Source organism: Telluria sp. ZB2R32 (assembly GCF_059685715.1).
Map to the genome: position 1 here is coordinate 902,471 of NZ_JCASIG010000001.1, position 23,205 is coordinate 925,675.

Below are 23,205 nucleotides of genomic sequence, written 5' to 3' on the forward strand. Positions count from 1 at the left end.
GTCACGCACACGCAGGTAACGCCTTCGCCGACTTGTCCGCCCGATGCACCGACGCACACGACGCCACTCCCGCCAGCAGCAACACCATCGCCACGCCCTCCCCCGCCGTCGGCCAGCGCGCCTCCCACAGGTAACCGTACAAGGCCGCGAACACGGTCTCGAACACGATCATCTGGCCCATCAAACTCAAGGGCAACACGCGGCTCGCCACATTCCACAAACCGTTGCCGACGACCGAGCACAGCACCGCGACGGCAGTCACCACGCCCGTAAACGCCAGCCAGTCCGCCTGCGCATGCACGGTCTGCGTCACCAGGAAGGCCGGCACCGCCAGCACGATCGCCTCGATGCCGGTGACCACGCCGGTGAGCAGGCTCCACTCGTGCGCCGACACCGTCCCGAGGCGCGCCAGCCAGCGGCTGTTGACCACCGCGTAGATCGTCCACGACACCAGCGCCCCGAACGCGCAGGCCAGGCCCGGCAACGCGTCCGGCCCCGGCGCCGACAGCGATTCCCAGCCGATGCACAGCAGTCCGGCGATGCCGAGGACGAGCGAAGGCAGCAGCCGGCGCAGGGGCACCGCATGGCGGTCACGGCTGCCGACCAAGGTCACGGCAACCGGCAGGAAGCCGATCACGAGCGAGGCCATCGCCACGCCGCCGTTCTGCACGGCGGTGGCCAGGAACACGTAATAGATGATGTTGCCGGTGAAGGCCAGCCCGGCCAGGCCCAGCCATTCCTGGCGGGTCAGCCGGGCCGCCACGCGGCGCCAGATCGGTGCGATCAGCAGCGCCGATACCAGGCCATAGGCAAGGTAGCGGCCGGCCGACAACTGCAGCGGCGTGAAGCCCGGCACCAGTGTCGGTGCGAGAAAGACAAGGCCCCAGACGGCCCCGGCGGCGATGCCGGCAGCGATGCCGAGCCAGTGTTTATTGTTGGTCATGAATCCTCCCGAAGCGTCCATTCTGGACGCCCAGGGCAAGCGAGTCTTGGCATGGGCTACTGCAAGATTGACGCGCTCTCGCGGCTGCAGTTGCGGCTACCCCTGCGATAGGCGGCCGGCGTCACGCCGAGCGCCTGGCGCATGGCCCGGGTCAGCGTGCTCTGCTCGGAAAAGCCGGCCGCCAGCGCCACCTCGGCAATCGCGCGGTCAGTGCCGGCCAGAACCCGGCAGGCGAACCCGATACGCTGTTGCAGCAGCCAGGCGTGCGGCGTTGTGTCGAACTCTTCGCGAAACAGCGCGTGCAGGCGGCTCACGCTCATGCACGCGCACTGCGCCATCGATGCGGTGGTCCAGGGCATGCCGGGATTGACTTCCACCTGCACCAGCAGCGCCGCCAGGCGCGAGCGCGGTTGCGGCGCGCCCAGGGCCAGCGTATCGAGCAGCAGCGGCACCCAGCCGTCGAGCAGCGCCGTCTGCACGGTGTTCTGCGTGGTGACCAGTTCCATGAACTCGATCAGCTTGCGCGCCGCCGGATTGATGACCGCGACCGGCCTGTCGAGCAGGCGCTGCCAAGCTTCCTGCGCCGCGGCCGCCGCGTCGATGTCGAGAATCAGCGAGCGGTTGCTGGCCGCACCCGATTGCGAATGCCAGGCGCCGGCAGGCACCAGGGCGCAATGGAGCGGATCGAGGCGTCGGCCCTGCCCGCCGACGGCCAACTGCACCTCGCCCGCGACGGGAAGCACGAGCTGGGCAAAGGCATGGCGATCGGGCGCACGCTCGACGTCGTAGGAGCGGATGGCGATGTCGAAGAGCGATGTGCGGGGAGTGTCCACAACGGCGGCAGCATGCGTAGGAAGGCAAAAGTCTAGCATGCATCGGCAAGTGCCTTCGGCGGCCATCGCGGCCGGAATGCTTTCGCCTCTATTCAAATGGTGCACCGCGTGGGCAGGGCCCACCCTACGGTACTTCGTTGTTCTGCTTCACGATCGGGTCGCGCGTCCCGGTCCAATCGCTCACCAGGGAATACCCGACCGCCAGCAGCACCGGCCCGATGAACATGCCGACCACGCCGAATGCAATCACCCCGCCCAGTACGCCCAGTAAGGTCAGCAGGAACGGCAAACTGGTGCCGCGGCTGATCAGCATCGGGCGCACGACGTTGTCGACGCCGCTGATCAGGAGGGTGCCCCAGACCACCATGAAGACGCCCCAGCCGGTGCTGCCCTGGCCGAACAGCCAGATCGCCGCGCCGCCCCAGATCAGCGGCGGCCCGAACGGCACCAGCGAAGTAACGAACACCATCACCGACAGCAGCGGTACCGCCGGCACCCCGGCCATGTAGAAACCGATGGCCGCCACCAGCGCCTGCGCCAGGGCCGTGCCGAGCAGGCCGTACATGACGCCGCGCGTGGTCTGGCTGACGATGTCGGTGACCGACTCGGCGCCCTCGCCCATCACCTTGTGCATCATGCTCGAGGTGACGACGATCAGCGCGTGGCCGTCGCGGTAGACGAAGAAGCTGACGAAGGCGGCAAGGCTCATCTGGACGACGCCGGTGCCGAGCATCAGCCCGCCCGCCATCAGGTAGCGCCGCGCCGGCTCGACCATGCGCTGGGCCAGGGCCAGCATCTGCTCGCGGCTGGCGACCAGTTGGCGCAGGTAGCTGTCGAAGGTCTCGCCGACGAACGGCAGGTCGCGGATCCAGCCGGGCGGCAGCAGTTCGCCGTGTTCGAGCGCGTAGCGCATCTGGCCGAAGGTAGTGGCGACGTCGTCGGCCAGGTTGTAGGCGACGGTGGCGAGCGGGATGATGACGAGCAGGGTCAAGGACAGCGTCATCGTCAGCGCCGCCAGCGTGCGCCGCCCGTGCATGGCGCCAAGCAGGCGCAGGTACAAGGGCCAGGAAGAGATGACGACGGCGACCGCGAACAGGATCGCCGGCAGGAAGGGTTTGAGGACGAACAGGCAGCCCAGCGTCAGCAGGACGACCGTGGCGATGCGGGTGTAATTGCGGCCGGCGCGTGGTTCCATGCGGTCTGTAATGAATGGTATTTACACCATCATAACAGCAGGCGCAGTCGTCACATGAGTTGGCGCAGGTCGTGCACGATCGGCGCCGGACCCTGGCCATGGCGCAGGAACAGGCGCACGCGCCCGTCCTTGTCGAACACGTAGCTGCCGGCCGTGTGGTCCACTGTGTAGCTGCCCGGCTCCTTGCCCGGCACCTTGGCCACGAACACCTTGAATTCCTTGGCCGTCTGCGCCGTCTGTTCGGGCGTGCCGCGCAGGCCGAGGAAGCGTTTGTCGAAGGCGGGCACGTAGGAGGCCAGCAGTTCCTGGGTATCGCGCTCCGGGTCGAGCGTCACGAACAGCACCTGCACGTCGTCGGCGGACGGTCCGAGTTCCTTCATCACGGCGGCCATTTCGGCCATCGTGGTCGGGCACACGTCCGGGCACTGGGTATAGCCGAAGAACAGCACCACCAGCTTGCCCTTGAAGTCGGCCAGGGTGCGCGCCTTGCCGGTATGGTCGGTCAGCGAAAAGCCTTTCGCATAATCGAGGCCGGTCAGGTCGGTATTCTGGAAGGCGGCCGGCTTGGAAGCCAGCTTGTCGCAGCCTGCGCTCAGCAATGCCAGCGCGAGCATGCCTACGGTGATCAGTCGTTTCATGTCGGCCCTCGGTTAGAACTTGAAATAATGGTCGACCAGCAGCGCCGCGAACAGCAGCGACAGGTACAGGATCGAATAGGCGAAGGCCTTGCGCGCATTGCCGTCGCTGTAGTGCTTGTGCACGCGCCAGGCATGGCGCAGGAACAGAATGTTCAGGACGATCGCCGCCGCCAGGTAGATCAGGCCGCTCATGCGCACCGCGAACGGCAGCATGGTGGTGGCGAACAGGGCCAGCGAATACAGCCAGACCTGCTGGCCGGTATAGGCCATGCCGTGGGTGATCGGCAGCATGGGCAAGCCCGAGCGCGCGTAATCGTCGCGCCGGTACATGGCCAGCGCCCAGAAATGCGGCGGGGTCCAGACGAAAATGATCAATACCAGCAGCCAGGCTTCCATCGGCACTTCGTTGGCCACCGCCGCCCAGCCCAGCGCCGGCGGCATCGCGCCCGAGAGGCCGCCGATGACGATGTTCTGCGGCGTCGCCGGCTTCAGGTAGATCGTATAGATGACGGCATAGCCGACGAAGGTGACGAAGGTCAGCCACATCGTCAGCGGATTGACCAGCGTGTACAGCACCAGCATGCCGAGGCCGCCGATGATGCCGGAGAAGACCAGGGTCTGGTTGCGCGTCAGTTCGCCGCGCGCGGTGGCGCGGCGGGCGGTGCGCGCCATGCGCGCGTCGATCTCGGCTTCGATCAGGCAGTTCACCGCAAAGGCGGCGCCGGCCAGCAGCCAGATGCCGATCGTACCGGCGATCAGCACGCGCCAGCCGGGAAAGCCGTCGGTGGCGAGGAACATGCCGATGATGGCGCAAAAGACGGCGAGCTGGGTCACCCGGGGCTTGGTCAGCGTCCAGTATTGGGAGATACGGCTGGTCGGTTGGAGTGCGGTCTGGGTGGTCATCGATACGAATTCGCGGGAGCGTGGGCTTGCGCGGGGGTGCGCTGCGACACGTCGAGCAGGTGCTTGACCTTGTAGTTTAACATGGTCACCAGCAGGACGAGGAGCGCCGCCCCGGCGTTATGCAACACGGCAATCGCCAGCGGGAAGTCGAAATACACCGTCGCCACGCCGGTGAACAGCTGCGCCAGCAGTACTGTCGCGATCAATGTGCCCGTCCGGCGCAGCGCCGGCTGGCGCGCCGCACGCCAGGCCGCCAACCCCAGCACCAGCGTCACGACGAGCGCGAAGTTGCGGTGCACCCAGTGGATCGCCACCAGCGCCGAGAACTGCAGGTAGTGGCCGGCCGCCGTCTTGCCCAGTTCGCGCCACAAGGTAAAGCCGTGTTCGAAGTCCATCTCGGGCACGAACTTGCCGTCGCAGAGCGGGAATTCGTCGCAGGCGAGCGTCGCGTAGTTGGTGCTCACCCACCCGCCGAGGGCGATCTGCACCACCAGTACCACCGCCGCCACCAGCGCCAGCGTGCGCAGGGAGCGCAAGCCTGTCAGGTCGCGGCTCGGCGCCGGCGGTTTCAGCAGGAAGTCTTCGCGCCCGCCCAGCCACACCAGCATCGCCAGCAAGTCCATGCCCAGCAGCAGGTGGATGGTGACGATCGCCGGCTGCAGTTTCAGCGTCACGGTCCAGGCGCCGAACGCGCCCTGCACGCAGACGAACAGGAACAGCGCCACCGGCAGCGCCGGCGCGAAGGCCTGCTGGCGGGTCTTCCTCCACTGGCGGATCGACTGGAACATCAGCGCCATGATCAGCACGCCAATGCCCATCGCCAGGTAGCGGTGGATCATCTCGATCCAGGCTTTGACTTTGGTCACTGGCCCGGTCGGCATCAGTGCTTCGGCCGCGGCGATCTGCTCGTGCGCGATGAAGGGATTGGCCGCGCCGTAGCAGCCCGGCCAGTCGGGGCAGCCCAGGCCGGAATCGGTGAGCCGGGTAAAGCCGCCGAACACGATCAGGTCGAAGGTGAGGAAGGCCATCACCCAGACCAGCTTGCGGTACTTGTTGGCGTCGGACGACAGCCAGACCATGGTCAGCGGGATACTGGCGACGAACAGGCCCATCAGGGCAAGCTGGAACAGGGTCGATGCGGACATGCTCATTTGCTCATCATCCGATTGCCGATGCCTTGAGCAGCTTGGCCAGGTCTTTATGGACCTTGCGCGGGTCCGGGTCTTTCGGGAAGCGCATCATGACGTTGCTGCGCGGGTCGATCAGGAAGATGTGGTCGTCGAGCTTCGTTCCGATCTCGACCGGCAGCCAGTGCGACAGCTGCGCGCGCGGCACGCGCAGCATGTGCATGTCGTCGTATTGGCGGATCAGCATGGTGTCGATCGGTTCGTCGTCGGTGATCAGCCAGACGCGCTCGACGCGGTCCATGTTCTTGCCCTGCATGGTGCGCAGCTGGCGCATCGCGAACAGCTGTTTAGCGCAGGCTTCGTCGCAGGCGCCGCCGCCAACCTTCACCATGATCCACTTGCCGGCGTAATTTTCCAGCGTTTCCGGACGGCCGTCGAGCGTGGTGCTGGTCAGCTTCGGCATCGGATGCGCCTGCTGGTCGATAAAGGCGCCGTAATTCGTGCGGCCTTCCGGCTTGATGATGTAATAGGTCACGTACGAAGCGATGATCGGCGCGGCGCACACCAGCAGCAGCACGATCAGTTTCAGGCGCCCGTGCAGGCGGGCCTTGCGTGCTCCTTCAGACAGCTTGTTTTCTTCCACTTCGAAATCCTGTAATGACGAAAAATAAGGCAGCCATCGCCGCCAATGCATACCACTGGAAGGCGTAGCCGCGGTGCTTGTCGACGCCCAGATCCGGCGCCGGCCAGGCGCGCACCAGTCCCTCGCCCTGCCCCGCGCCTGCTTGCTGCAGGAAGAACGGCTGCATCGCCATTCCGCTGGCCTGCGCCACCGCCCCGAGGTCGAGGTTCTGCACGCGCATCCCGGGCTTGATCTCGCCCGCGCTGCCGAGCTGCATGAGATGCCCGGCGCTGAGCGTGGCCACGCCTTCGATCGTCACCGTTCCCGCCGGTGTGGCAAAGTTCGGCACGCGCGCATAATCCTGCGCATCGCGCGGCAACCACCCGCGCAGCACCAGCACATGGCTATCCGAACCCGCTATTTTAAACGGCATCGCCAGAACGAACCCGGCCCGCCCATTCAGCGGCCGATTGTCGAGAAACAGCGGCCACTCCCTGACCCACTCCCCCGTCAGCCGTACCCGCCGATATTCGATCTCCGTAGGGTGGGCACTTGTGCCCACGCGTTCGTGCTCGTGAAAACCACCACCATCACCAAGCACCAACGCCGGCGCCGCCGACCGTTCCGCCAACCGTGCCGCCACCCCCAACTTCTCCTCCGCCCGCCTTGTCTGCCAATTCCCCAACAAAATCCCCAGCACCACCAGCGCCAACGTGGCCACAAACGGTATTACCCTGAACCGGAATGCCAATCGCATTACAATGAACCCCTACTCCAACCCGCCGGCCAGAACAATGAAAATATTCGTCGCCATCGCGTTCATCCTGATCATCGGCAGCCTCGCCTCGGCCCTGTTCTTCCTGATGAAGGACAAGGGCCGCAGCAACCGCACGGTGCAGGCGCTGGCGATGCGCGTCGGCCTGTCGATCACGCTGTTCCTGCTCCTGCTGGCATCCTACAAGATGGGCTGGATCCATCCAACCGGCATCCGCTGATGTGACAAGGGACAGCCAAGCGGCTGTCCCCTGCCATTTTCCCAGCGTCTTCGATTACAGCCAGTAGACGACTACGTACAAGCCGAGCCACACCACATCGACGAAGTGCCAGTACCAGGCCGCGCCTTCGAAACCGAAGTGGTGATCCGCCGTGAAGTGCCCGCGCAGCACGCGGTACAGGATCACCGACAGCATGATCGCGCCCATCGTCACGTGGAAGCCGTGGAACCCGGTCAGCATGAAGAAGGTCGAACCGTAGATGCCCGAGGTCAGCTTCAGGTTCAGTTCCTGGTAGGCGTGCATGTATTCATAGACCTGGAAGCCCATGAAGATCGCGCCCAGCAGGATCGTGAAGAACAGGAACACAGCCGTGTTGCGGCGGTGGCCGGCGCGCAGCGCGTGGTGGGCGATTGTCAGCGTCACGCCCGACAGCAGCAACAAGGCGGTGTTGATCGTCGGGATCGGGAACGGGCCCATGGTGTTGAAGGCATCGACCACGCCGGCCGGGCCGGTATTGCCCCAGTGGCCGGCGAAGTCGGGCCACAGCACCTTGTGGTCGAGGTCGGCCAGCCAGGGCATCGAGATCGCGCGCGCATAGAACAGCGCGCCGAAGAAGGCGGCGAAGAACATCACTTCCGAGAAGATGAACCAGCTCATCGACCAGCGGAAGGAAGAATCGATGCGCTGGCTGTACTGGCCGGCTTCCGATTCCTTGATGGCGTCGCCGAACCAGAAATACAGCACGGTCAGCATCGCCACGATGCCGGCCAGGCAGACGACCGGCCCCCAGGAGGCGCTGTTGACCCAGCCGGAAGCGCCCAGCATGGTCACCAGCATCGAGATACCGCCGGCCATCGGCCACATCGAGGGGCCCGGCACGAAATAATGCGGCGCGGTCTTTGACACACTCATCTTCATCTCCTGGATCGTTGTTCTCATGCGTTGAATTGAAATGCCTGGTACGTTTTTAGTTCGAGACCGCTATCTTCACCAACAACAACAGCACGCCGATAAACATCGCCAACCCCAGCAGCGCCGCCAGGATCACGTGGAACGGGTTCAGGTTCACCGCGTCGTCCTCGTAATCGCGCCGCTTGCGCACGCCGAAGAAGGACCAGAACACCGCCTTCATCGACGACCAGAACGAAGCCTTGCGCGGCGCCCGGTCCGGTTCCATCAGTTCGCCGCCACCGCGCCGGAAATCTCGAAGAAGGTGTACGACAGCGTGATGTTCTTCACTTCCTGCGGCAGCTTCGGATCGATGAAGAATACCACCGGCATCTGGCGCGCCTCGTTCGGCTTCATGAGCTGCTCGCGGAAGCAGAAGCACTCGACCTTTTTAAAATGCGGCGTCGCCGACTGCGGCGCATAACTCGGGATCGCCTGCGCTTTCACGGCGCGCCCTTGCGTGTTCACGACTTCGTACACGACGGTCGCCAGTTCGCCCGGATGGACCTGGATCGACCGCGTGGTCGGACGGAAGCGCCACGGACCCTGCGCATTGCCGTCCAGTTCCACCGTGATCAGGCGCGTCTTGTCGACCTGCGTGTTTTCCGGCCGCTCGACGGTGCCGTCCTGCTGGGTCAGCACGTTAATGCCGAGTACCTCGCACATCTGGCGGTAGACCGGCACCAGCGCGTAGCCGAAGCCGAACATCGCCACCGCCACCACCACGAGCTTACCGAGGGTGGAGCGGTTCAGTTGCAGGCGCTCTTTTGGCGTGTAGCTCATTTACATGAACCACATGCGCTTGACGATGACGGCCGCGAAGAAGAACGCGGCGATCACGCACAACACCAGCGCGATCTTGCCATTGCTGGTTTTTTTCTGCGCGTTCATCACTTCACCAGCGGTGGGTTTTCGAAGGTGTGGAACGGCGCCGGGCTCGGCACGGTCCACTCCAGGCCTTCCGCGCCTTCCCATGGCTTGGCTTCCGCCTTCGGGCCGCCCTTGATGGTCGGCAGCACCACGGCGAACAGGAAGTACACCTGCGACAGGCCGAAACCAAAGGCGCCCACCGAGACGATCATGTTGAAGTCGGTGAACTGCACGGCGTAGTCGGCGTAACGGCGCGGCATGCCGGCCAGGCCGAGGAAGTGCATTGGGAAGAAGGTGATGTTAAAGGTGATCAGCGACAGCCAGAAGTGCATCTTGCCGCGGCCTTCCGGATACATGTGGCCGGTCCACTTCGGCGCCCAGTAATAGAAGCCGGCGAACAGCGCGAACAGCGAGCCGGCCACCAGCACGTAGTGGAAGTGCGCCACCACGTAATACGTGTCGTGCACCTGGATGTCGATCGGCGTCACGGCCAGGATCAGGCCGGTGAAGCCGCCCATCGTGAACACGAAGATGAAGCCGACCGCGAACAGCATCGGCGTCTCGAAGGTCATCGAGCCCTTCCACATGGTGGCGACCCAGTTGAACACCTTCACGCCGGTCGGCACCGCGATCAGCATGGTGGCGTACATGAAGAACAGCTGCGAGGTCACGGGCATGCCGGTGGTGAACATGTGGTGCGCCCAGACGATGAACGACAGCACGGCGATCGAGGCGGTGGCGTAGACCATCGAGGCGTAGCCGAACAGCGGTTTGCGCGCAAAGGCCGGCAGGATCTGCGAGACGATGCCGAAGGCCGGCAAGATCATGATGTAGACCTCGGGGTGGCCGAAGAACCAGAAGATGTGCTGGTACATGACCGGGTCGCCGCCGCCGGCGGCGTTGAAGAACGAGGTGCCGAAGTGGCGGTCGGTCAGGGTCATGGTGATGGCGCCGGCGAGCACCGGCATCACGGCGATCAGCAGGAAGGCGGTGATCAGCCAGGTCCAGCAGAACATCGGCATCTTCATCAGCGTCATGCCCGGCGCGCGCATGTTGAGGATGGTGACGATGATGTTAATCGAACCCATGATCGACGAGGCGCCCATGATGTGCATCGCGAAAATCGCCATGTCCATGCCCGGACCCATCTGGGTCGACAGCGGCGCATACAGGGTCCAGCCGGCGGCGGTCGCGCCGCCCGGCGAGAAGAAGGAACCGGCCAGCAGCAGCGCCGCCGGCGGCAGCAGCCAGAACGAGAAATTGTTCATACGCGCAAACGCCATGTCGGAGGCGCCCACCTGCAGCGGGATCATCCAGTTGGCGAAGCCGACGAACGCCGGCATGATCGCGCCGAACACCATCACCAGGCCGTGCATCGTGGTCAGCTGGTTGAAGAATTCGGGACGGAAGAACTGCAGGCCGGGCTGGAACAGCTCGGTGCGGATCATCAGCGCCAGCACGCCGCCCGAGAGCAGCATGATGAACGAGAACCACAGGTACAGGGTGCCGATGTCCTTGTGGTTGGTGGCGAACAGCCAGCGGCGGGCGCCGGTCGGCATGTCGTGCGCGTGATCATCATGGGCGTGGTCATGCCCGTGGCCGTGATGGTCGTCGTGTGCAGTATCGATTGTGCGGGTAGTCATGTCAGTATCCTGGGAACTCACTCATTAACTTGCTACGTACTACGTTACTTGCCACGTGCAGCCAGCACTTCAGCCGGTTGGACAATGTTTTCGGCGGCCTTGTTCGACCAGGTATTGCGGGTATAGGTGATGACGGCGGCGATGTCGGAGTCCGACAGTTGCTTCCAGCCCGGCATGGCCGAGGCGTAGGCCGGCGTGTCCTGGCCATTGAGCAGCACCTCGATCTGGTGGCCCTTGGCGCCATTCACCACCTGCGAACCGTCGAGCGGCGCAAAGGCGTTCGGCACGCCCTTGCCGTTGGCCTGGTGGCAGGCCACGCAGTTGGCGGCGTAGACGGCTTCGCCCTTGGTTTTCAGTTCGTCGATGGTCCAGACCTTGGTCGGATCGTCGGCCAGCGCGGCCATTTTCTTCTTCTCGCCGGCGACCCAGGCGGTGTAGTCCTCGCTTGAAACCACGCGCACCACGATCGGCATGAAGGCGTGGTCCTTGCCGCACAGTTCGACGCAGTTGCCGCGGTAGACGCCGACCTTGTCGGCCTTGAACCAGCCGTCGCGCACGAAGCCGGGAATCGCATCCTGCTTGATGGCGAAGGCTGGAATCGTCCAGGCGTGGATCACGTCGTTGGCGGTGAAGACCATGCGCACCTTCTTGCCGACCGGGACCACCATTTCGTTGTCGACTTCGAGCAGGTAGTTTTCGCCGCGCGCTTCGGTCGCGGCCACGCCCGGTTCGCCGATCTGGCTGCGCGGGGTCGACAGGTTCGACAGGAAGCTGATGCCCTCGCCTTCGCCCTTCAGGTAGTCGTAGCCCCATTTCCACTGCATGCCGGTGGCCTTGATGGTGAGGTCGGCGTTCGAGGTGTCTTTCAGGGCGACGACCGTCTTGGTGGCGGGCAGCGCCATGCCGATGACGATCAGGAAGGGAACGATGGTCCAGGCGATTTCGACGGCGGTCGATTCGTGGAAGGTGGCGGGCTTGTGGCCGAGGGCTTTGCGGTGCTTGAACACCGAGTAGAACATGACGCCGAAGACGCCGATGAAGATGATGAGGCAGATCAGCATCATCCAGTTGTGCAAGCTGTAGATGTCAGCGCCGATCCCAGTCACCGGAGTTTGCATGTTCAACTGGTGTTCCACCGGCCGCCCCGTGATTTCCGGGGCTGCCAGTGCCGGGACGCTGGCCGATACGGCGAGACCGAGCATCAAGGCGTGAAGTCGCTTTGCATATGTCATGTATTGTCCCCAACCACCCAAAATAAGAATATTTTTAAACGGTCAGCAATTCCATGAACGAACCGCCGCCGCTCCGAAACCAAGTGCAAGCTGGTTCCCGGCGGCGCGGCTGTGGACGCGCAACTGGTTGACACCATATTGCTCGTCCACCAGCAACTGCAACAACACACTGACGGGCGCGAAACTTGCGGATGCTGCTTTTCTTTTCTAATTCTTCACCGTTGCGCCTTGTTTTTCAACGTCTGGCAGCCACATGGCGGCGGAAAAATAGTTATTGATTATACTCAAATCGGTAATTTTTATTCAAGGAAAATCCTTGCCGCGGCCGGCTTATTTCGTGCGTTATGGCATCGAGCGTTTCCGCATGGGCCTTGTTGGCGTTGGCTGTTCGTGCTAACGCGTTTGTTGCCGATGGGACTGAAATTGACTTGATAAGCACAGCCGCGCAGGGTAGATGGCGATGCCATCGATGTGTACGCAGCCACACGTTTGAACCAGATCAGCCTGCGCAATTGCTGAGGAAAGCATCATTTTTCACTCCTTTCCAATGCCAGGTTATCAATGCGGACAATATGAAAGCTGACCTACCATTCATCGCCTTCAGCCTCCATGCTGATGACGATGCGCTGCATACGACCATGCTTGACCGTTATAGGCTCGAACGGAAGAGGCCGGCGTTCGAGGATACCCTTGGTACGCTGGCCTCACTAAATGATCGTGGCGTGGATGAGGCAGCAACATTGATTGGGAAGTGGGTATTGTTGATATTGCAGAACTCATATCCCGACAAGTTTGCGCCTTACCCGGACCTCGTAATTCCGGTGCGTCCAATGTCACCGGAACGTAAAGCGGCAATTCTAGCCGAGGTCGAGGCCTACGACCAGGAGACGGACGATAAGTAGGGTGGACGGCTCTACCGGGTAGGTGCTGCCACGCAGCCTGTACGCCGTCCACGCGTAAGCTTCGCATCAACGCGGCTGCCAGCAGACAAACGTTACGTGTTGCGCGGCCGGAACTGGATGATCGCCTCCCCCGCCGCCGTCGTTTTCGGCACCGGCCGGAATGCGTGGCCGTAGATCACCTCGAAGGTCAGCGGGATCTTGCCGTCCGCGCCGCGCGTCGCCTCGAGTGCATCGACCATGCGTGCCCAGGCCGCGCGTCCGATCAGTCCGCGCCGGCGCGTCGCCAGCGGATTGCCGCCGATGGCGCGCACGTCGGCCAGCAGCGCCTCGACCGTGCCGTAGGTCACCGTGATGCGCTCGGCATCCATCACCGGCGTCGAGAAGCCGGCTTCGACCAGCTGGTCGCCGAAGTCGTGCATGTCCACGAAGGGCAGCGTATGCGGCGTTTCGTCGAGTGCGGCAAAGGCGCTGCGTAACTCCTTGAAGGTATCGGGGCCGAAATTGGAAAACATTAATAGCCCGTCGACGCGCAGCACGCGGCGCCATTCGGCAAACACGCGGTCGGGCTGGGGATGCCAGTGCAGCGCCAGGTTCGACCACACCAGGTCAACCGCGTTCGGGGCGAACGGTAATGCGCCGAAGTCGCCACACAGAAGATCGACGCCGGCCTTGGCCGGCATCAGGCGGCTGAGCATCTGGTTGAGCGAGCGCATGGCCGGCGCCGGCGCCTTGGCACTGGCGAGCATGCCCGGGGACGCGTCGAGGCCAACGATCTGGGCCGCCGGATAGGTCTTTTGCAGCGTGCCGAGGTCGGCCCCGGCGCCGCAGCCGGCGTCGAGCACGCGCTGCGGCACGATTTTTACCAGGCTCAGCCGCTCATGCATGCGCGCGGCGATTTCGCGGCGCAGGAAGTCGGCGGACGCCACGCGCTGCGGTTCCGCGAATAACGCACGGACACGCTCGGCGTCAATCGGTGCGCTCATTTTCGATGGGGTCGAGGGAGAAGCCATGGTTCTGTTGCATTCAAATGAGATAATGGCGGGAGTGTACATGTTTGCGGATTATCGGGCAGATGAGAGAGCAGATGAGACCGTTGGCCTTGCGCTGGCCGCGCGCCCGCGTACGTGATCTGGCGCGTGATCTGTTTGGCGCGCTGCTGCCATCTTCCTGCGCACTGTGCGGCGAGTTGGCCGACGGGGCGGTATGTGCGCCCTGCACGCTGCGCTACGCTGGCCCCGGCGGGCCGCGCTGCCCCGGCTGCGCCAACCCGCTTGGCGCCGGCGAAGCGGACGGACAAACCTGCGCCGCCTGCATCGCCGCGCCGCCCGCCTTCGATGCCACCATCGTCGCCGGCGACTACGCGGCGCCGCTCGACGGCCTCGTGCTCGGCCTGAAATTCGGCGCGCGGCTGCCGCTGGCGCCATGGTTTGCCGGCCGCATGCGCGATGCCGTGCTGGCGCACCCGGGCTGGCCGCTGCCGGAACTGCTGTGCCCGGTCCCGCTGGGGCCGCGGCGCCTGGCCGAGCGCGGCTTCAACCAGGCGCTCGAGATCGCCCGGCCGCTGGCCGCCATGCTCGGCGTCCCGCTGCAGCCGCGCCTGGTCATGCGCACGGTCGAGACGGCGGCGCAGTCGGGCGTGGCGCCGCGCGAGCGTGCCGGCAACATCCGCGGCGCCTTCGAGGTCGCTGCGGAGATGGCGGCGCTGGTCGAAGGCCGCCACGTCGGGGTCGTCGACGACGTCATGACCAGCGGGCACACATTGAATGAATTGGCTGCAACTTTAAAAGCGGCCGGCGCCGCGTGCGTGTCGAACCTCGTGTTCGCACGCACGCCACCTCACTGAGAATGGAGTTTGAATGTTTCACGTCGTACTAGTCGAACCGGAAATCCCGCCGAATACCGGCAACGTCATCCGCCTGTGCGCCAACACCGGCGTGCAGCTGCACCTGATCGAGCCGCTCGGCTTCCCCCTCGACGACGCCAAGATGCGCCGCGCCGGCCTCGATTACCACGACTACGCGACGATGAAGGTGCACAAGAACTGGGACGCTTTCATGGCTGACACCCAACCCAACCCCGCGCGCATGTTCGCGCTCACTACCCACGGCTCGGCGCCGTTTGCGAATGCGGCCTTCCAGCCGGGCGACGTGTTCGTGTTCGGGCCGGAATCGCGCGGCCTGGCGCCCGCGTTTCGCGAGACCTTCCCGGCGGCGCAGCGGATTCGCTTGCCGATGATGCCGGATAACCGCAGCCTGAACCTGTCGAATACGGTGGCGGTGGTGGTGTACGAAGCGTGGCGGCAGAACGGTTACGCCGGCGGAGCGTAGAGGATGTGAAAAAATCGCATGGCTGCGTTGCCTCGTCTCGCCGTACATTCGTACTGTCTTCGACTCGGCGCCGGGCGGCCGTATCCCTTGCCCTGACGTTTTTTTCACATCCTCTACGGTACGCAACGGCCGACGAATCAACCGTCCGTCGCCATCCGCCACATCACCCGGTTCCTGCCGCCCTGCTTGGCCCGGTACAGTTGCACGTCCGCCGCCTCGAACATCGCTGCCGAGCTCTCGTGCCGCGCCGGGTCGAGCGTGGCGCCGCCGATGCTGGCGGTGACGCAGGACGCGGCCACCGAACCGGTGTGGGCGATGTTCAGGTGCATGATCTCTTCACGCAGGGCCTGGGCGATGCGCACCGCCTGGTCCGCATCGGTTTCCGGCATCAGCAGCACCAGCTCTTCGCCGCCGTAGCGCGCGGCGAGGTCGGCCGGGCGGCGCATGTGGGCACTGGCCAGGCGCGCGACGGCGCGCAGCGCGCGGTCGCCGGCCGGGTGGCCGTAGACGTCGTTGAACTGCTTGAAGCAGTCGATGTCGAGCAGGGCCAGCGACAGCGGCTGGCCGCTACGCCGCGCGCGCTGCCATTCGAGGTCGTAAACCTCGTCGAAGCGGCGTCGGTTGGCAAGTTCGGTCAGGCCGTCGACGTGCGCCAGGTGTTCCAGCAGGCGGCGCTGGCGCACCAGTTGCAGGTGCAGCGCCACACGCGCCAGCACCACCGTCGCGTTGTAGGGCTTGGCGATGTAGTCGGACGCGCCCATCTTGAGGCCGGCCGCCTCGTCTTCGGGGCGGTTCAGGCCGGAGATGAAGATCACCGAGATGTGTTCGGTCTGCGGCGTCGCGCGCAGCCGCCGCAGCACGTCGAAGCCGCTCATGTCCGGCATCATGACGTCGAGCAGGATCAGGTCGGGCACGTGGCGGGTGGCGCGCTCCACCGCCTGGGCGCCGTTCTTGGCCAGCAGCACCGTGTATTCGGGCTGCAGCAGTTCGCACAGCACGTCGCGGTTGATCTGGTCGTCGTCGGCGACCAGGACTTTCTGCGGTGCGGTGGACATCATGCGGTTTCCTCCAGGTTCAGCCCGAGCAGGCGTTCCAGCTGCGCCAGCGGCATCAAGGCGTCGGCGTATTCGAGCTCGTCGACGGCGTGCGCAATCGCAGCCAGCGGCGCGGCGCAATCAGGCGCCGGCAGCAATCCCTGCAATTGTGCCAGTGTGTCGCGCGCACGGGCGTCGTCCGCCGCCAGGTACGCGCCCAGCCGGGTGATCAAGGCCGGCACATTATCGGGCGACGGCGTAGCAGTAGACAGCGCCGCGGCAGCGCCGGGCGCGGCCAGCGGCGCGATGCCTGCCAATACAGTATCCAGGGTTGCAATCAGGCCTGGCGCCAGTTCGGCCGCCTGCAGCGGCTCGTCGGCGCGCAGGGCCGCTTCGACCCGGCGCGCGCTGGCGGCCAGCGCATGCGCGCCGATATAGGCCGCGCTCGATTTGAGGTTGTGCGCCAGGCGTTCGAGCGGCACATGATCGTGCGCCGCCAGCGCGGCGGCCAGTTGGCGCGGCGCCGTGCGGTACTCGCGCTCGAAACCGCGCACCAGTTTTACCAGGCGCGCCTGCTCGTGGTTCACGCGCGCCAGCGCCGCCTCCCAGTCCACGCCCGCCACCGGCGGCAGCAGTACCGCATCGATGCTGGCCGATGCCGTCGGCTGCGGGTTCGCCGCTACACGGCCGGCCAGGCGCGCCGGATCGATCCACGCCAGCAGGGTCCGGAACAGCACATCGGGATCGATCGGCTTGGCGATGTGGTCGTTCATGCCGGCCGCCAGGCTGCGTTCGCGGTCGCCCGCCATCGCGTGCGCGGTCATGGCGACGATCGGCAGTGCCTGCAAGCCGTCGATGGCGCGGATGCGGCGCGTCGCGGTCAAGCCATCGACTTCGCGCATCTGGATATCCATCAGCACCAGGTCGTAGCCGCCCTCCCGCACCATCTCGACCGCTTCGCCGCCGTGGGCGGCGACGTCGACCTCGACCTGGGCCGCCGCCAGGAAGTCGAGCGCGACTTCGCGGTTGTTGGCGTTGTCCTCGACCAGCAGGATGCGCGCGCCGCGCAGGCGCGCCAGGTCGGGCGTGGCCAATCCCGCACGCCCTGTCGCCATGCCGGGCGCGGCCAACTCAACAGCGCCGTCGCCCTGCCCCAGCGCGACCGTGAAGCTGAAGCTGCTGCCCACGCCAGGCGTACTGGTCACTGCAATCGTCCCGCCCATCAGTTCGACCAACTGCTTCGAGATCGACAGTCCCAGGCCGGTGCCGCCATACTTGCGCGTGATCGAATCGTCGCCCTGGCTGAACGACTGGAACAGGCGCGCCAACTGGGCCGCGTCCATGCCCATGCCGGTGTCGCTGACGCAAAAACGCAGGGTGACGCCGCCGGCGCTGCGCGCGGCGACGTCGACCGCGACGGCGATCTCGCCGCGCTCGGTGAACTTGACGGCGTTGCCGGCCAGGTTGATCAGCACCTGGCCGAGGCGCAGCGGGTCGCCCACCAGGCGCGCCGGCACGCCGGGCCCGACCCGGAACACCAGCGCCACGCGGCGCGCATCGCGTTTGACGGCGGTGAGGTTCGCCAGCGCGTCGAACAGGTCGCTCAAGTCGAACTCGACCCGTTCCAGCGTCAGCTGGCCGGCTTCGATCTTCGATACGTCGAGGATGTCGTTGACGATGCCGAGCAGGTGTTCGCCCGCACCTAAAATCTTGCCGAGGTAGTTGCGCAGCTGCGGCGCCGGTTCGGCCATCAGGGCCAGGCGGCTCATGCCGATGATGGCGTTCATCGGCGTGCGGATCTCGTGGCTCATGTGGGCGAGAAAGTCCGTTTTCAGGCGCGTGGCTTCCTGCGCGCGCAGCATGGCCGTGCGGATCGCGCGCGTGCGCAGGCCGAGCACGCGCATGAAGATCACCATGTCGAGCGCGTTGGTGAACTGCAGCGCGTGCATGGTCCAGAAATTGGCATCGACCTGGCCGCCGATCATCTGGCTCAACACCAGCGAACCGGCGAAGCTGAGCGCCCAGCCCAGCAGCAGGTAGACGCCGACCGCGTCGCCCGCACGCGCACGGCGCCAGGCGCCCGGCAGGCCGAGCAGCATCGGCAGGATGCCGAGCGTGCTCACCACCGCCACCAACTGGCCGACGTCGATCAGGCCGGCGCCGAAGGCGAGCGCCGCGAGCGCGCACAGCGCGGCGCCGGTTTTCATCAGGCGGCTGAAGGTGCGGTCCATGCCGGGCCGCGCCAGCGCCTGTTCGACGAACAGGTAGGCGCCGCACGAACCCATCAGCGCGAACAGGCCGCCGGCGTGGATGTTCATCCAGGCGTCGGCGCCCCACAGGTACTGGCTGCCGAGGCCGAAGAACTCGGCCGAGAACAGCGTGGTCCCGAGGATCATCAGCGCGTACTTGGCGAACAGCGGTTCGCGCAGGCTCACGGCCTGGGCAAGGCTGTAGAGCAGCAGGCACAGGGCCAGTCCGAGCAGCAAGCCTTGCAGCATCTGCTCGTCGGCGGCGTCGGCGTGGAAGACTGCCGGCTGGGCGAGGTGGATCGGCAGCACCATGGCGCCGTTGTTTTCGATGCGCAGGTAGAGATCGTAGCGCTGCCCCGGCGCCAGGTCGAGCAGCATGGCGGGCGTGCGCACCCGCCGCCCAACCTGCGCCGCTGCCTGCAGATTGCCGGCCAGCGCGTGCTGCCGTATCTGGCCGTGCGCGACCACGAACAGCTCGACCTTGTTCAGCACCGCGTAATCGATCCCGAGGATCCAGGTGGCAGTCGCATGCGCGGGCACGGTGACGGGAATGCGCAGCCAGACCGGTTCGTCCTGCACGCCCAGAGTCGCGTGGCTGGAGGTTGGCGCGGCGAAGCGCTGCGGCGCCGCCAGCACGGCGTCGATGCTCAGTTTGCCGCCGGGGTCCGCCAGCATCGTCAGCGCCGGCCAGGCGTCGATGCTGCCGCTGCGGTCATCGAGCACCAGCGGCGCCGCAAAGGCGCGTGGCACAAGGACCAGCAACAGAAACAGGAAGGCGACGGCCGCCCTCAGCATGGCGCCGCCTCATGGCCGGTGCGCAGGGCGCGTTGCGGCCGGAAGCGGCGTTCGATGGCGTTCACCCAGCGCGGCGCCGCCGGATCGGTGTCCCAGTCGCGCACAGCGGCGTCGACCTGGCGCTGCAGCGCCTCGGGAACATCAAGCGGCCGTGCCGGATCAAGCAGGTAGCGCTGCGCCAGGCGGTAGCCGAGGATGCGCGCGCCCAGGCGCCGCAGCGAGAGACCGGGCGTCAGCAGCCGCGCCGGCGTATCGACGGCACGCGCCGCACCCATGACGAGCGCGAACAGGAGGCGCGCGGTGCGCCCGGCCCGCCCGTCCAGGCCGAGGGTTTGCGCCGTGGCGGGACCGCACAGGCGGCGCGCCAGCAGCAGCGGCCAGGGTTGACGGGTGCGCGAACCGATCTCGTCCCCCAGCGCGCGCATCAGTTCGGCGGCCAGCGCCGGACGCGGATCGGCCCGGGTGCCATAGCGCACGACGCCAGGGGCCGCATAGCGGGCGCCGGCCAGCGTAGCGGCGTTTTGCTGCAGGCGCGCGAACAGCGCCTCCGCTTCCTTCATCGTCGCCGGCAGCAGTGGTTCTTCGATGCCGAGCAGGTGGCCGACCACGTTCCAGGTGTGCAGCCAGGCCCCCTCTTCCTGCCGGTTCAGGCCCTGTCCGAGGCGGCGCAGGCTGCGCAGAAACACGTAGTGATGGGTCAGCAGCGCATAGGCCAGTTCTTCCTGGTTGCGCGGCAGGCCGTTGCTGCGCAGGTCCCAGCCGCGCGCGAACAGGGTGCGCCAGCGGTCCGCGCCTTCGGGGCGCAGCGCGGGAATGGCGGCGCCGTGGGCCAATGCTTCGGCCGGATCGCCGCGCACGACCAGGTGGCGCGCGATCGCGTGCGCCAGGCGCAGTTTCAACGCCTGCGCCACGCCGGCGCCGTGCGGGTCGAGCAAGCCGCCGTCCAGCAGCGCGGCGCACTGCAGTGCCGCCGCCGCGCGCACCCGCTCGTCCAGGGGCTGCGCCAGTGGCTCGACCGCCACGTCGGCCTCGAGCAGGCTGGCGCAGGCCAGCAGCGTCGGCGCGAGCATGCCGATGCGCGCGAAGACCGCTTCGGCGCAGCCGATCTTGCCGGGTTCGAGCCACTGCGGCAGCCGGCGCGCCTCGCGCAGGTAGTCCGCCAGCGCCTGCGCGATCGGCGCCGGCGTGGCGGCATCGGCTTGCCAGGCATCGATCGCGCCATTGCTGTCCCAGCCGCCAAGTGCGCGCTGGGTGGCGGCGAGCCCCTCCCAACGCGACAGCGCCGGCGTGCCATCGCTCCAAATGCCGAGGATGCGCGCCACCGTCTCGTCAGCCAGCGGATCGGCGCGCTGGCGCGGGTCGGCGGCGGAAGGCTCGATCAGGTCTGCGCTCATGCTGGTCTCTTAAAACGGTAGTTAATAACGATAGCTGAGCCGCAGCGCCACCGCGCGCGGCGCGCTCGGCACGGTCATGCCGAAACTGTCGATCGTCACCGGCTCGACCTTGTCTTCGAGGTTTTTCACGCGCAGCAGCACGCTCCAGGGCGAGCCGAACGGCGCATAGCCCAGGCTCAGGTCGGTCTCGGTGCGGCCCGGGACGCGGTAGCGCAGCAGCTGGCTCGGCACGCCGATGGTCCAGTCGCTGCCGGTACGCGTGAACGCGCCCGCTTTCAGCACGCCATCGCGCAGCTGGAAGGCGTGCTCGTAACCGAGCGTGAACACGGCGCGCGGCGCGCGATCGAGTTGATAACCGGCCCAGGAATGCACGCCGTCCGGGCTATAGGCCAGGTAGTGGGCATCGGTCAGGGCCAGCGTGGTGCTCAAGCGACCGTTCGCGACCGGTTTCACCACACCCTCGACTTCCAGCCCCTTGACGCTGGCTTCCCCCGCATTGCTTGTCACGAAGCGCGGCACGCCCTGCACCATCGCCACGCCCGACAATTGCAGGTTGTCGTAGGCGTAGCGGTAGGCGCTGAGGTTCAGGCTGGCGCGGTTGGCCCAGAAGCGGGTTTTCAGACCGAGTTCGTACGCGGTCAGCGTCTCCGGCTGGTAGACCAGGGTCGACGCGGGTACGCCGATCGCCGCCGGGCAGTCGACGCCGAGCGCGCGCGTGCCGCCCACGCAGCCGTCATTGAAACCGCCCGACTTGTAGCCGGTCGAGACGCTGGCATACAGCAGGGTCGCCGGCGCCAGGTCGACGTCGACGCCGAGGCGCCAGGTGGTCTTGCCGGTCTCGAGTTCGGCGGCGTTCGGCAGCGCGATGTCCGTCGCCGGATTGAACAGCGCCGCCTGCTGCAGGTTGGTCGAACCGTAGCGCGATTTGTGGTCTTCGGTGCGGCGCGCGCCCGCCGTCAGGCGCAGGCGCTCGGTGGCGTGCCAGGTCAGCTGGCCGAACAGCGCGCGGCTGGTGGAGACCACCGGATGCGACGGGAACACGTAGTACGGCGGCAGGCCGATGGGTTCGAGGTCGCGGAAGCTGGCCAGTTGGTCCATCTCTTCGCGGAACCAGTACACGCCGCCCTGGGCCGAGAACGGCCCCTTGCCATTCGTCGCCAGGCGCAGTTCGTGCGAATCCTGCTCGTAGCGGGCATCGAAGTCCTGGCGCACGCCGAGCGCGAAGCCGGGCATGATGCGGTAATAGTAATTGACCAGGAAATCGTGGTCGAAGCGGCGCCGCGAACCCAGGTAATGCAGCGTGGCCGGACCGAGGTCCCAGGCCAGTTCGGCGCCGAGACCCGTGCTGGCGCGGCGGCTGTGGCCCTGCTCGGGCAGGCTGTTGGGCGCAACGAACCCATTGGTCAGGCGCGCGCTGGTGCCGGCATCGTAGGGTTGCGGGTTGCCGTTTTCGATGCCGCTGTAAAAATTGGCGTCGGGGACGATGACGTCGTTGTTGTCGCGCTGGACCGTGCGGTCGAGGCGCAGCAGCAGCGAGGCCGACTGCCCCAGCGCGAATCTGGCCGAGAGGCGGCCGGCGCTGGCGTCGCGGTCCTGGCCGAGCGTGTGCGGCGTACCCTGGCCATTCTTCAGCAGGCTGTCGCGGCGGCCTTCCGAGACGGCGGCGCGCAGGGCGACCGCGTCGCCCACCGGCACGTTGAGCACCGCCTCGACCTTGCGGTGGCCGTGGTTGCCCATCTCGGCGGCGGCGGACCCTTCGAGACGCCCTGTCGGCGCATGCGAGATCACGTTGACGACGCCGGCCGTGGTATTGCGGCCGTACAGGGTGCCTTGCGGGCCGCGCAGCACTTCCACGCGCTCGACGTCGAGGAAGTCGCCGTTCTGGCCGTGCGGACGCGCGATGTAGACGCCATCCTGCATGAAAGCGGCGGAAGGTTCGCCCTTCTCGGTGGCGTCGGCGTTCGAGACGCCGCGGATCGTGATTTTCAGGCCGTCGGCGGCGCCGACGATGGCCACGCCCGGGACGCGCGCGCCGACGTCGGATGGACGCTCGATTCCAGCCTCGGCCAGCGCCTTGCCGCCAAGGACCGACATGGCGACCGGCGTTTTCGATTCGATGCTGCTGGTGCGCTGGGCGGTGACCAGCACTTCCTGGATGTCGGCAGACGTTTCCTGTGCTGCGGCGACGGTACTCCAGACGATACTTGCGATGGCAACCGCCAACGACGTGCGGTTCGACCGAACCTGGCGGTTGGACATGCTTTCCCCTAGTTTTCGATTAGACAAAACCGCATACAACGCGGCTTCAAGCCCATTGTGTGCTTTCTTGTTTCAACACATCTTTGAATAGGCCTGAACTATAGGAGTCTAACAGTTCATGCTACTAGGCAATAGTCCCTTGAGCGGTTTGCGTGGACAGCCAACAACTGTTCAGCCTGCTTGATAACCATGTGGTAAGGAAGACGGGTGCGCGCATGCATGCCGTGTTCGTTTCGAGAAAGATGCACAGACCCGTAGAGGTTGTAAAAAGTCGTCAGGGCAAGGCGCGCCGCCGA

Annotated in this window: 23 protein-coding genes; 4 read left to right on the forward strand and 19 right to left on the reverse strand. The window is 65.9% G+C overall.

The genetic code is table 11. The features are described 5' to 3' along the window. Position 1 precedes the first annotated feature (1 nt). From AC56LG_RS03865 to AC56LG_RS03900, 8 genes are all read right to left on the reverse strand, one after another. Entirely contained in the window at positions 2 to 943 is a 942-nt protein-coding gene (locus AC56LG_RS03865) for a DMT family transporter (RefSeq protein ID WP_497164804.1), read from the reverse strand. Between the two features lie 56 nt (positions 944 to 999). Continuing rightward, entirely contained in the window at positions 1,000 to 1,776 is a 777-nt protein-coding gene (locus tag AC56LG_RS03870; RefSeq protein ID WP_497164805.1) for a helix-turn-helix transcriptional regulator, read from the reverse strand. A 124-nt stretch (positions 1,777 to 1,900) separates the two neighbouring features. Then, the gene (locus AC56LG_RS03875; protein ID WP_497164806.1) at positions 1,901 to 2,971 is read right to left on the reverse strand and encodes an AI-2E family transporter; all 1,071 of its coding nucleotides are present in this window, start codon (positions 2,969 to 2,971) and stop codon (positions 1,901 to 1,903) included. 50 nt (positions 2,972 to 3,021) lie between these two features. Next, the gene (locus tag AC56LG_RS03880; RefSeq protein WP_497164807.1) at positions 3,022 to 3,609 is read right to left on the reverse strand and encodes an SCO family protein; all 588 of its coding nucleotides are present in this window, start codon (positions 3,607 to 3,609) and stop codon (positions 3,022 to 3,024) included. A gap of 12 nt (positions 3,610 to 3,621) precedes the next feature. Continuing rightward, the gene (cyoE, locus tag AC56LG_RS03885; RefSeq protein ID WP_497164808.1) at positions 3,622 to 4,512 is read right to left on the reverse strand and encodes a heme o synthase; all 891 of its coding nucleotides are present in this window, start codon (positions 4,510 to 4,512) and stop codon (positions 3,622 to 3,624) included. After that, positions 4,509 to 5,657 carry a COX15/CtaA family protein gene (locus AC56LG_RS03890; protein WP_497164809.1) on the reverse strand — a complete coding sequence of 383 codons (1,149 nt, stop codon included), beginning with the start codon at positions 5,655 to 5,657 and terminating at the stop codon, positions 4,509 to 4,511. The genes cyoE and AC56LG_RS03890 overlap by 4 nt, the downstream gene beginning before the upstream one ends. Before the next feature lie 13 nt (positions 5,658 to 5,670). Beyond that, the gene (locus AC56LG_RS03895) at positions 5,671 to 6,282 is read right to left on the reverse strand and encodes an SCO family protein (protein WP_497164810.1); all 612 of its coding nucleotides are present in this window, start codon (positions 6,280 to 6,282) and stop codon (positions 5,671 to 5,673) included. Continuing rightward, on the reverse strand, positions 6,260 to 7,018 hold the full coding sequence (locus AC56LG_RS03900; RefSeq protein ID WP_497164811.1) for an SURF1 family protein: 759 nt from the start codon (positions 7,016 to 7,018) through the stop codon (positions 6,260 to 6,262). The genes AC56LG_RS03895 and AC56LG_RS03900 overlap by 23 nt, the downstream gene beginning before the upstream one ends. A 37-nt stretch (positions 7,019 to 7,055) precedes the next feature. On the opposite strand from AC56LG_RS03900, the gene AC56LG_RS03905 reads away from it, so the two are divergent. After that, complete coding sequence (locus AC56LG_RS03905; protein ID WP_497164812.1) at positions 7,056 to 7,256, forward strand: twin transmembrane helix small protein; 201 nt, start codon at positions 7,056 to 7,058, stop codon at positions 7,254 to 7,256. Positions 7,257 to 7,310: 54 nt separating this feature from the next. Here AC56LG_RS03905 and AC56LG_RS03910 read toward each other — a convergent pair whose 3' ends face one another. The 6 genes from AC56LG_RS03910 to coxB are packed head-to-tail and all read right to left on the reverse strand — an operon-like array spanning position 7,311 to position 11,949. After that, positions 7,311 to 8,168: a cytochrome c oxidase subunit 3 gene (locus tag AC56LG_RS03910; protein WP_497164813.1), complete on the reverse strand. Its 858-nt coding sequence runs from the start codon at positions 8,166 to 8,168 to the stop codon at positions 7,311 to 7,313. Between the two features lie 55 nt (positions 8,169 to 8,223). Then, entirely contained in the window at positions 8,224 to 8,433 is a 210-nt protein-coding gene (locus tag AC56LG_RS03915) for a DUF2970 domain-containing protein (RefSeq protein WP_497164814.1), read from the reverse strand. Then, the gene (locus tag AC56LG_RS03920; RefSeq protein ID WP_497164815.1) at positions 8,433 to 8,987 is read right to left on the reverse strand and encodes a cytochrome c oxidase assembly protein; all 555 of its coding nucleotides are present in this window, start codon (positions 8,985 to 8,987) and stop codon (positions 8,433 to 8,435) included. Before AC56LG_RS03920 ends, AC56LG_RS03915 begins: the two co-directional genes overlap by 1 nt. Continuing rightward, a complete protein-coding gene (locus AC56LG_RS03925) occupies positions 8,988 to 9,095 on the reverse strand; it encodes a cytochrome oxidase small assembly protein (RefSeq protein ID WP_497164816.1) in 108 nt (35 codons plus the stop codon). It abuts the gene before it with no gap. Continuing rightward, complete coding sequence (gene ctaD, locus AC56LG_RS03930) at positions 9,095 to 10,717, reverse strand: cytochrome c oxidase subunit I (protein ID WP_497164817.1); 1,623 nt, start codon at positions 10,715 to 10,717, stop codon at positions 9,095 to 9,097. The genes AC56LG_RS03925 and ctaD overlap by 1 nt, the downstream gene beginning before the upstream one ends. A 44-nt stretch (positions 10,718 to 10,761) precedes the next feature. After that, positions 10,762 to 11,949 carry a cytochrome c oxidase subunit II gene (coxB, locus tag AC56LG_RS03935; RefSeq protein ID WP_497164818.1) on the reverse strand — a complete coding sequence of 396 codons (1,188 nt, stop codon included), beginning with the start codon at positions 11,947 to 11,949 and terminating at the stop codon, positions 10,762 to 10,764. Between the two features lie 572 nt (positions 11,950 to 12,521). On the opposite strand from coxB, the gene AC56LG_RS03940 reads away from it, so the two are divergent. Next, positions 12,522 to 12,851 carry a hypothetical protein gene (locus AC56LG_RS03940; protein WP_497164819.1) on the forward strand — a complete coding sequence of 110 codons (330 nt, stop codon included), beginning with the start codon at positions 12,522 to 12,524 and terminating at the stop codon, positions 12,849 to 12,851. A 92-nt stretch (positions 12,852 to 12,943) separates the two neighbouring features. On the opposite strand, the gene AC56LG_RS03945 is transcribed toward AC56LG_RS03940, so the two are convergent. After that, a complete protein-coding gene (locus AC56LG_RS03945) occupies positions 12,944 to 13,834 on the reverse strand; it encodes a methyltransferase domain-containing protein (RefSeq protein WP_497164820.1) in 891 nt (296 codons plus the stop codon). 101 nt (positions 13,835 to 13,935) lie between these two features. On the opposite strand from AC56LG_RS03945, the gene AC56LG_RS03950 reads away from it, so the two are divergent. Both AC56LG_RS03950 and trmL read left to right on the forward strand, forming a co-directional pair. Then, positions 13,936 to 14,694 (forward strand): ComF family protein, encoded by a 759-nt coding sequence (locus AC56LG_RS03950; RefSeq protein WP_497164821.1) that lies wholly within the window; start codon positions 13,936 to 13,938, stop codon positions 14,692 to 14,694. Between the two features lie 13 nt (positions 14,695 to 14,707). Beyond that, the gene (gene trmL / locus AC56LG_RS03955) at positions 14,708 to 15,178 is read left to right on the forward strand and encodes a tRNA (uridine(34)/cytosine(34)/5-carboxymethylaminomethyluridine(34)-2'-O)-methyltransferase TrmL (protein WP_497164822.1); all 471 of its coding nucleotides are present in this window, start codon (positions 14,708 to 14,710) and stop codon (positions 15,176 to 15,178) included. Between the two features lie 137 nt (positions 15,179 to 15,315). Here the strand turns inward: trmL and AC56LG_RS03960 are convergent, their stop codons facing one another. The 4 genes from AC56LG_RS03960 to AC56LG_RS03975 are packed head-to-tail and all read right to left on the reverse strand — an operon-like array spanning position 15,316 to position 22,909. Then, the gene (locus AC56LG_RS03960) at positions 15,316 to 16,236 is read right to left on the reverse strand and encodes a diguanylate cyclase (protein ID WP_497164823.1); all 921 of its coding nucleotides are present in this window, start codon (positions 16,234 to 16,236) and stop codon (positions 15,316 to 15,318) included. Next, the gene (locus AC56LG_RS03965; RefSeq protein ID WP_497164824.1) at positions 16,233 to 19,256 is read right to left on the reverse strand and encodes a hybrid sensor histidine kinase/response regulator family protein; all 3,024 of its coding nucleotides are present in this window, start codon (positions 19,254 to 19,256) and stop codon (positions 16,233 to 16,235) included. Before AC56LG_RS03965 ends, AC56LG_RS03960 begins: the two co-directional genes overlap by 4 nt. Then, positions 19,250 to 20,650 (reverse strand): oxygenase MpaB family protein, encoded by a 1,401-nt coding sequence (locus AC56LG_RS03970; RefSeq protein WP_497164825.1) that lies wholly within the window; start codon positions 20,648 to 20,650, stop codon positions 19,250 to 19,252. The genes AC56LG_RS03965 and AC56LG_RS03970 overlap by 7 nt, the downstream gene beginning before the upstream one ends. A gap of 21 nt (positions 20,651 to 20,671) precedes the next feature. Continuing rightward, entirely contained in the window at positions 20,672 to 22,909 is a 2,238-nt protein-coding gene (locus AC56LG_RS03975) for a TonB-dependent receptor (RefSeq protein WP_497164826.1), read from the reverse strand. Between the last annotated feature and the right edge of the window lie 296 nt (positions 22,910 to 23,205).

Excerpts from the sequence above, each read along its gene's own strand:
- AC56LG_RS03940 (WP_497164819.1), top strand. The coding sequence starts at position 12,522 with ATGAAAGCTGACCTACCATTCATCGCCTTCAGCCTCCATGCTGATGAC.
- AC56LG_RS03920 (WP_497164815.1), bottom strand. The coding sequence starts at position 8,987 with ATGAGCTACACGCCAAAAGAGCGCCTGCAACTGAACCGCTCCACCCTC.
- AC56LG_RS03865 (WP_497164804.1), bottom strand. The coding sequence starts at position 943 with ATGACCAACAATAAACACTGGCTCGGCATCGCTGCCGGCATCGCCGCC.
- cyoE (WP_497164808.1), bottom strand. The coding sequence starts at position 4,512 with ATGACCACCCAGACCGCACTCCAACCGACCAGCCGTATCTCCCAATAC.
- AC56LG_RS03945 (WP_497164820.1), bottom strand. The coding sequence starts at position 13,834 with ATGAGCGCACCGATTGACGCCGAGCGTGTCCGTGCGTTATTCGCGGAA.
- AC56LG_RS03960 (WP_497164823.1), bottom strand. The coding sequence starts at position 16,236 with ATGATGTCCACCGCACCGCAGAAAGTCCTGGTCGCCGACGACGACCAG.
- AC56LG_RS03900 (WP_497164811.1), bottom strand. The coding sequence starts at position 7,018 with ATGCGATTGGCATTCCGGTTCAGGGTAATACCGTTTGTGGCCACGTTG.
- AC56LG_RS03915 (WP_497164814.1), bottom strand. The coding sequence starts at position 8,433 with ATGGAACCGGACCGGGCGCCGCGCAAGGCTTCGTTCTGGTCGTCGATG.
- trmL (WP_497164822.1), top strand. The coding sequence starts at position 14,708 with ATGTTTCACGTCGTACTAGTCGAACCGGAAATCCCGCCGAATACCGGC.
- AC56LG_RS03950 (WP_497164821.1), top strand. The coding sequence starts at position 13,936 with ATGAGACCGTTGGCCTTGCGCTGGCCGCGCGCCCGCGTACGTGATCTG.
- AC56LG_RS03925 (WP_497164816.1), bottom strand. The coding sequence starts at position 9,095 with ATGAACGCGCAGAAAAAAACCAGCAATGGCAAGATCGCGCTGGTGTTG.
- AC56LG_RS03905 (WP_497164812.1), top strand. The coding sequence starts at position 7,056 with ATGAAAATATTCGTCGCCATCGCGTTCATCCTGATCATCGGCAGCCTC.
- AC56LG_RS03970 (WP_497164825.1), bottom strand. The coding sequence starts at position 20,650 with ATGAGCGCAGACCTGATCGAGCCTTCCGCCGCCGACCCGCGCCAGCGC.
- AC56LG_RS03975 (WP_497164826.1), bottom strand. The coding sequence starts at position 22,909 with ATGTCCAACCGCCAGGTTCGGTCGAACCGCACGTCGTTGGCGGTTGCC.
- AC56LG_RS03965 (WP_497164824.1), bottom strand. The coding sequence starts at position 19,256 with ATGCTGAGGGCGGCCGTCGCCTTCCTGTTTCTGTTGCTGGTCCTTGTG.
- AC56LG_RS03910 (WP_497164813.1), bottom strand. The coding sequence starts at position 8,168 with ATGAGTGTGTCAAAGACCGCGCCGCATTATTTCGTGCCGGGCCCCTCG.
- coxB (WP_497164818.1), bottom strand. The coding sequence starts at position 11,949 with ATGACATATGCAAAGCGACTTCACGCCTTGATGCTCGGTCTCGCCGTA.
- AC56LG_RS03880 (WP_497164807.1), bottom strand. The coding sequence starts at position 3,609 with ATGAAACGACTGATCACCGTAGGCATGCTCGCGCTGGCATTGCTGAGC.
- AC56LG_RS03890 (WP_497164809.1), bottom strand. The coding sequence starts at position 5,657 with ATGTCCGCATCGACCCTGTTCCAGCTTGCCCTGATGGGCCTGTTCGTC.
- ctaD (WP_497164817.1), bottom strand. The coding sequence starts at position 10,717 with ATGACTACCCGCACAATCGATACTGCACACGACGACCATCACGGCCAC.
- AC56LG_RS03875 (WP_497164806.1), bottom strand. The coding sequence starts at position 2,971 with ATGGAACCACGCGCCGGCCGCAATTACACCCGCATCGCCACGGTCGTC.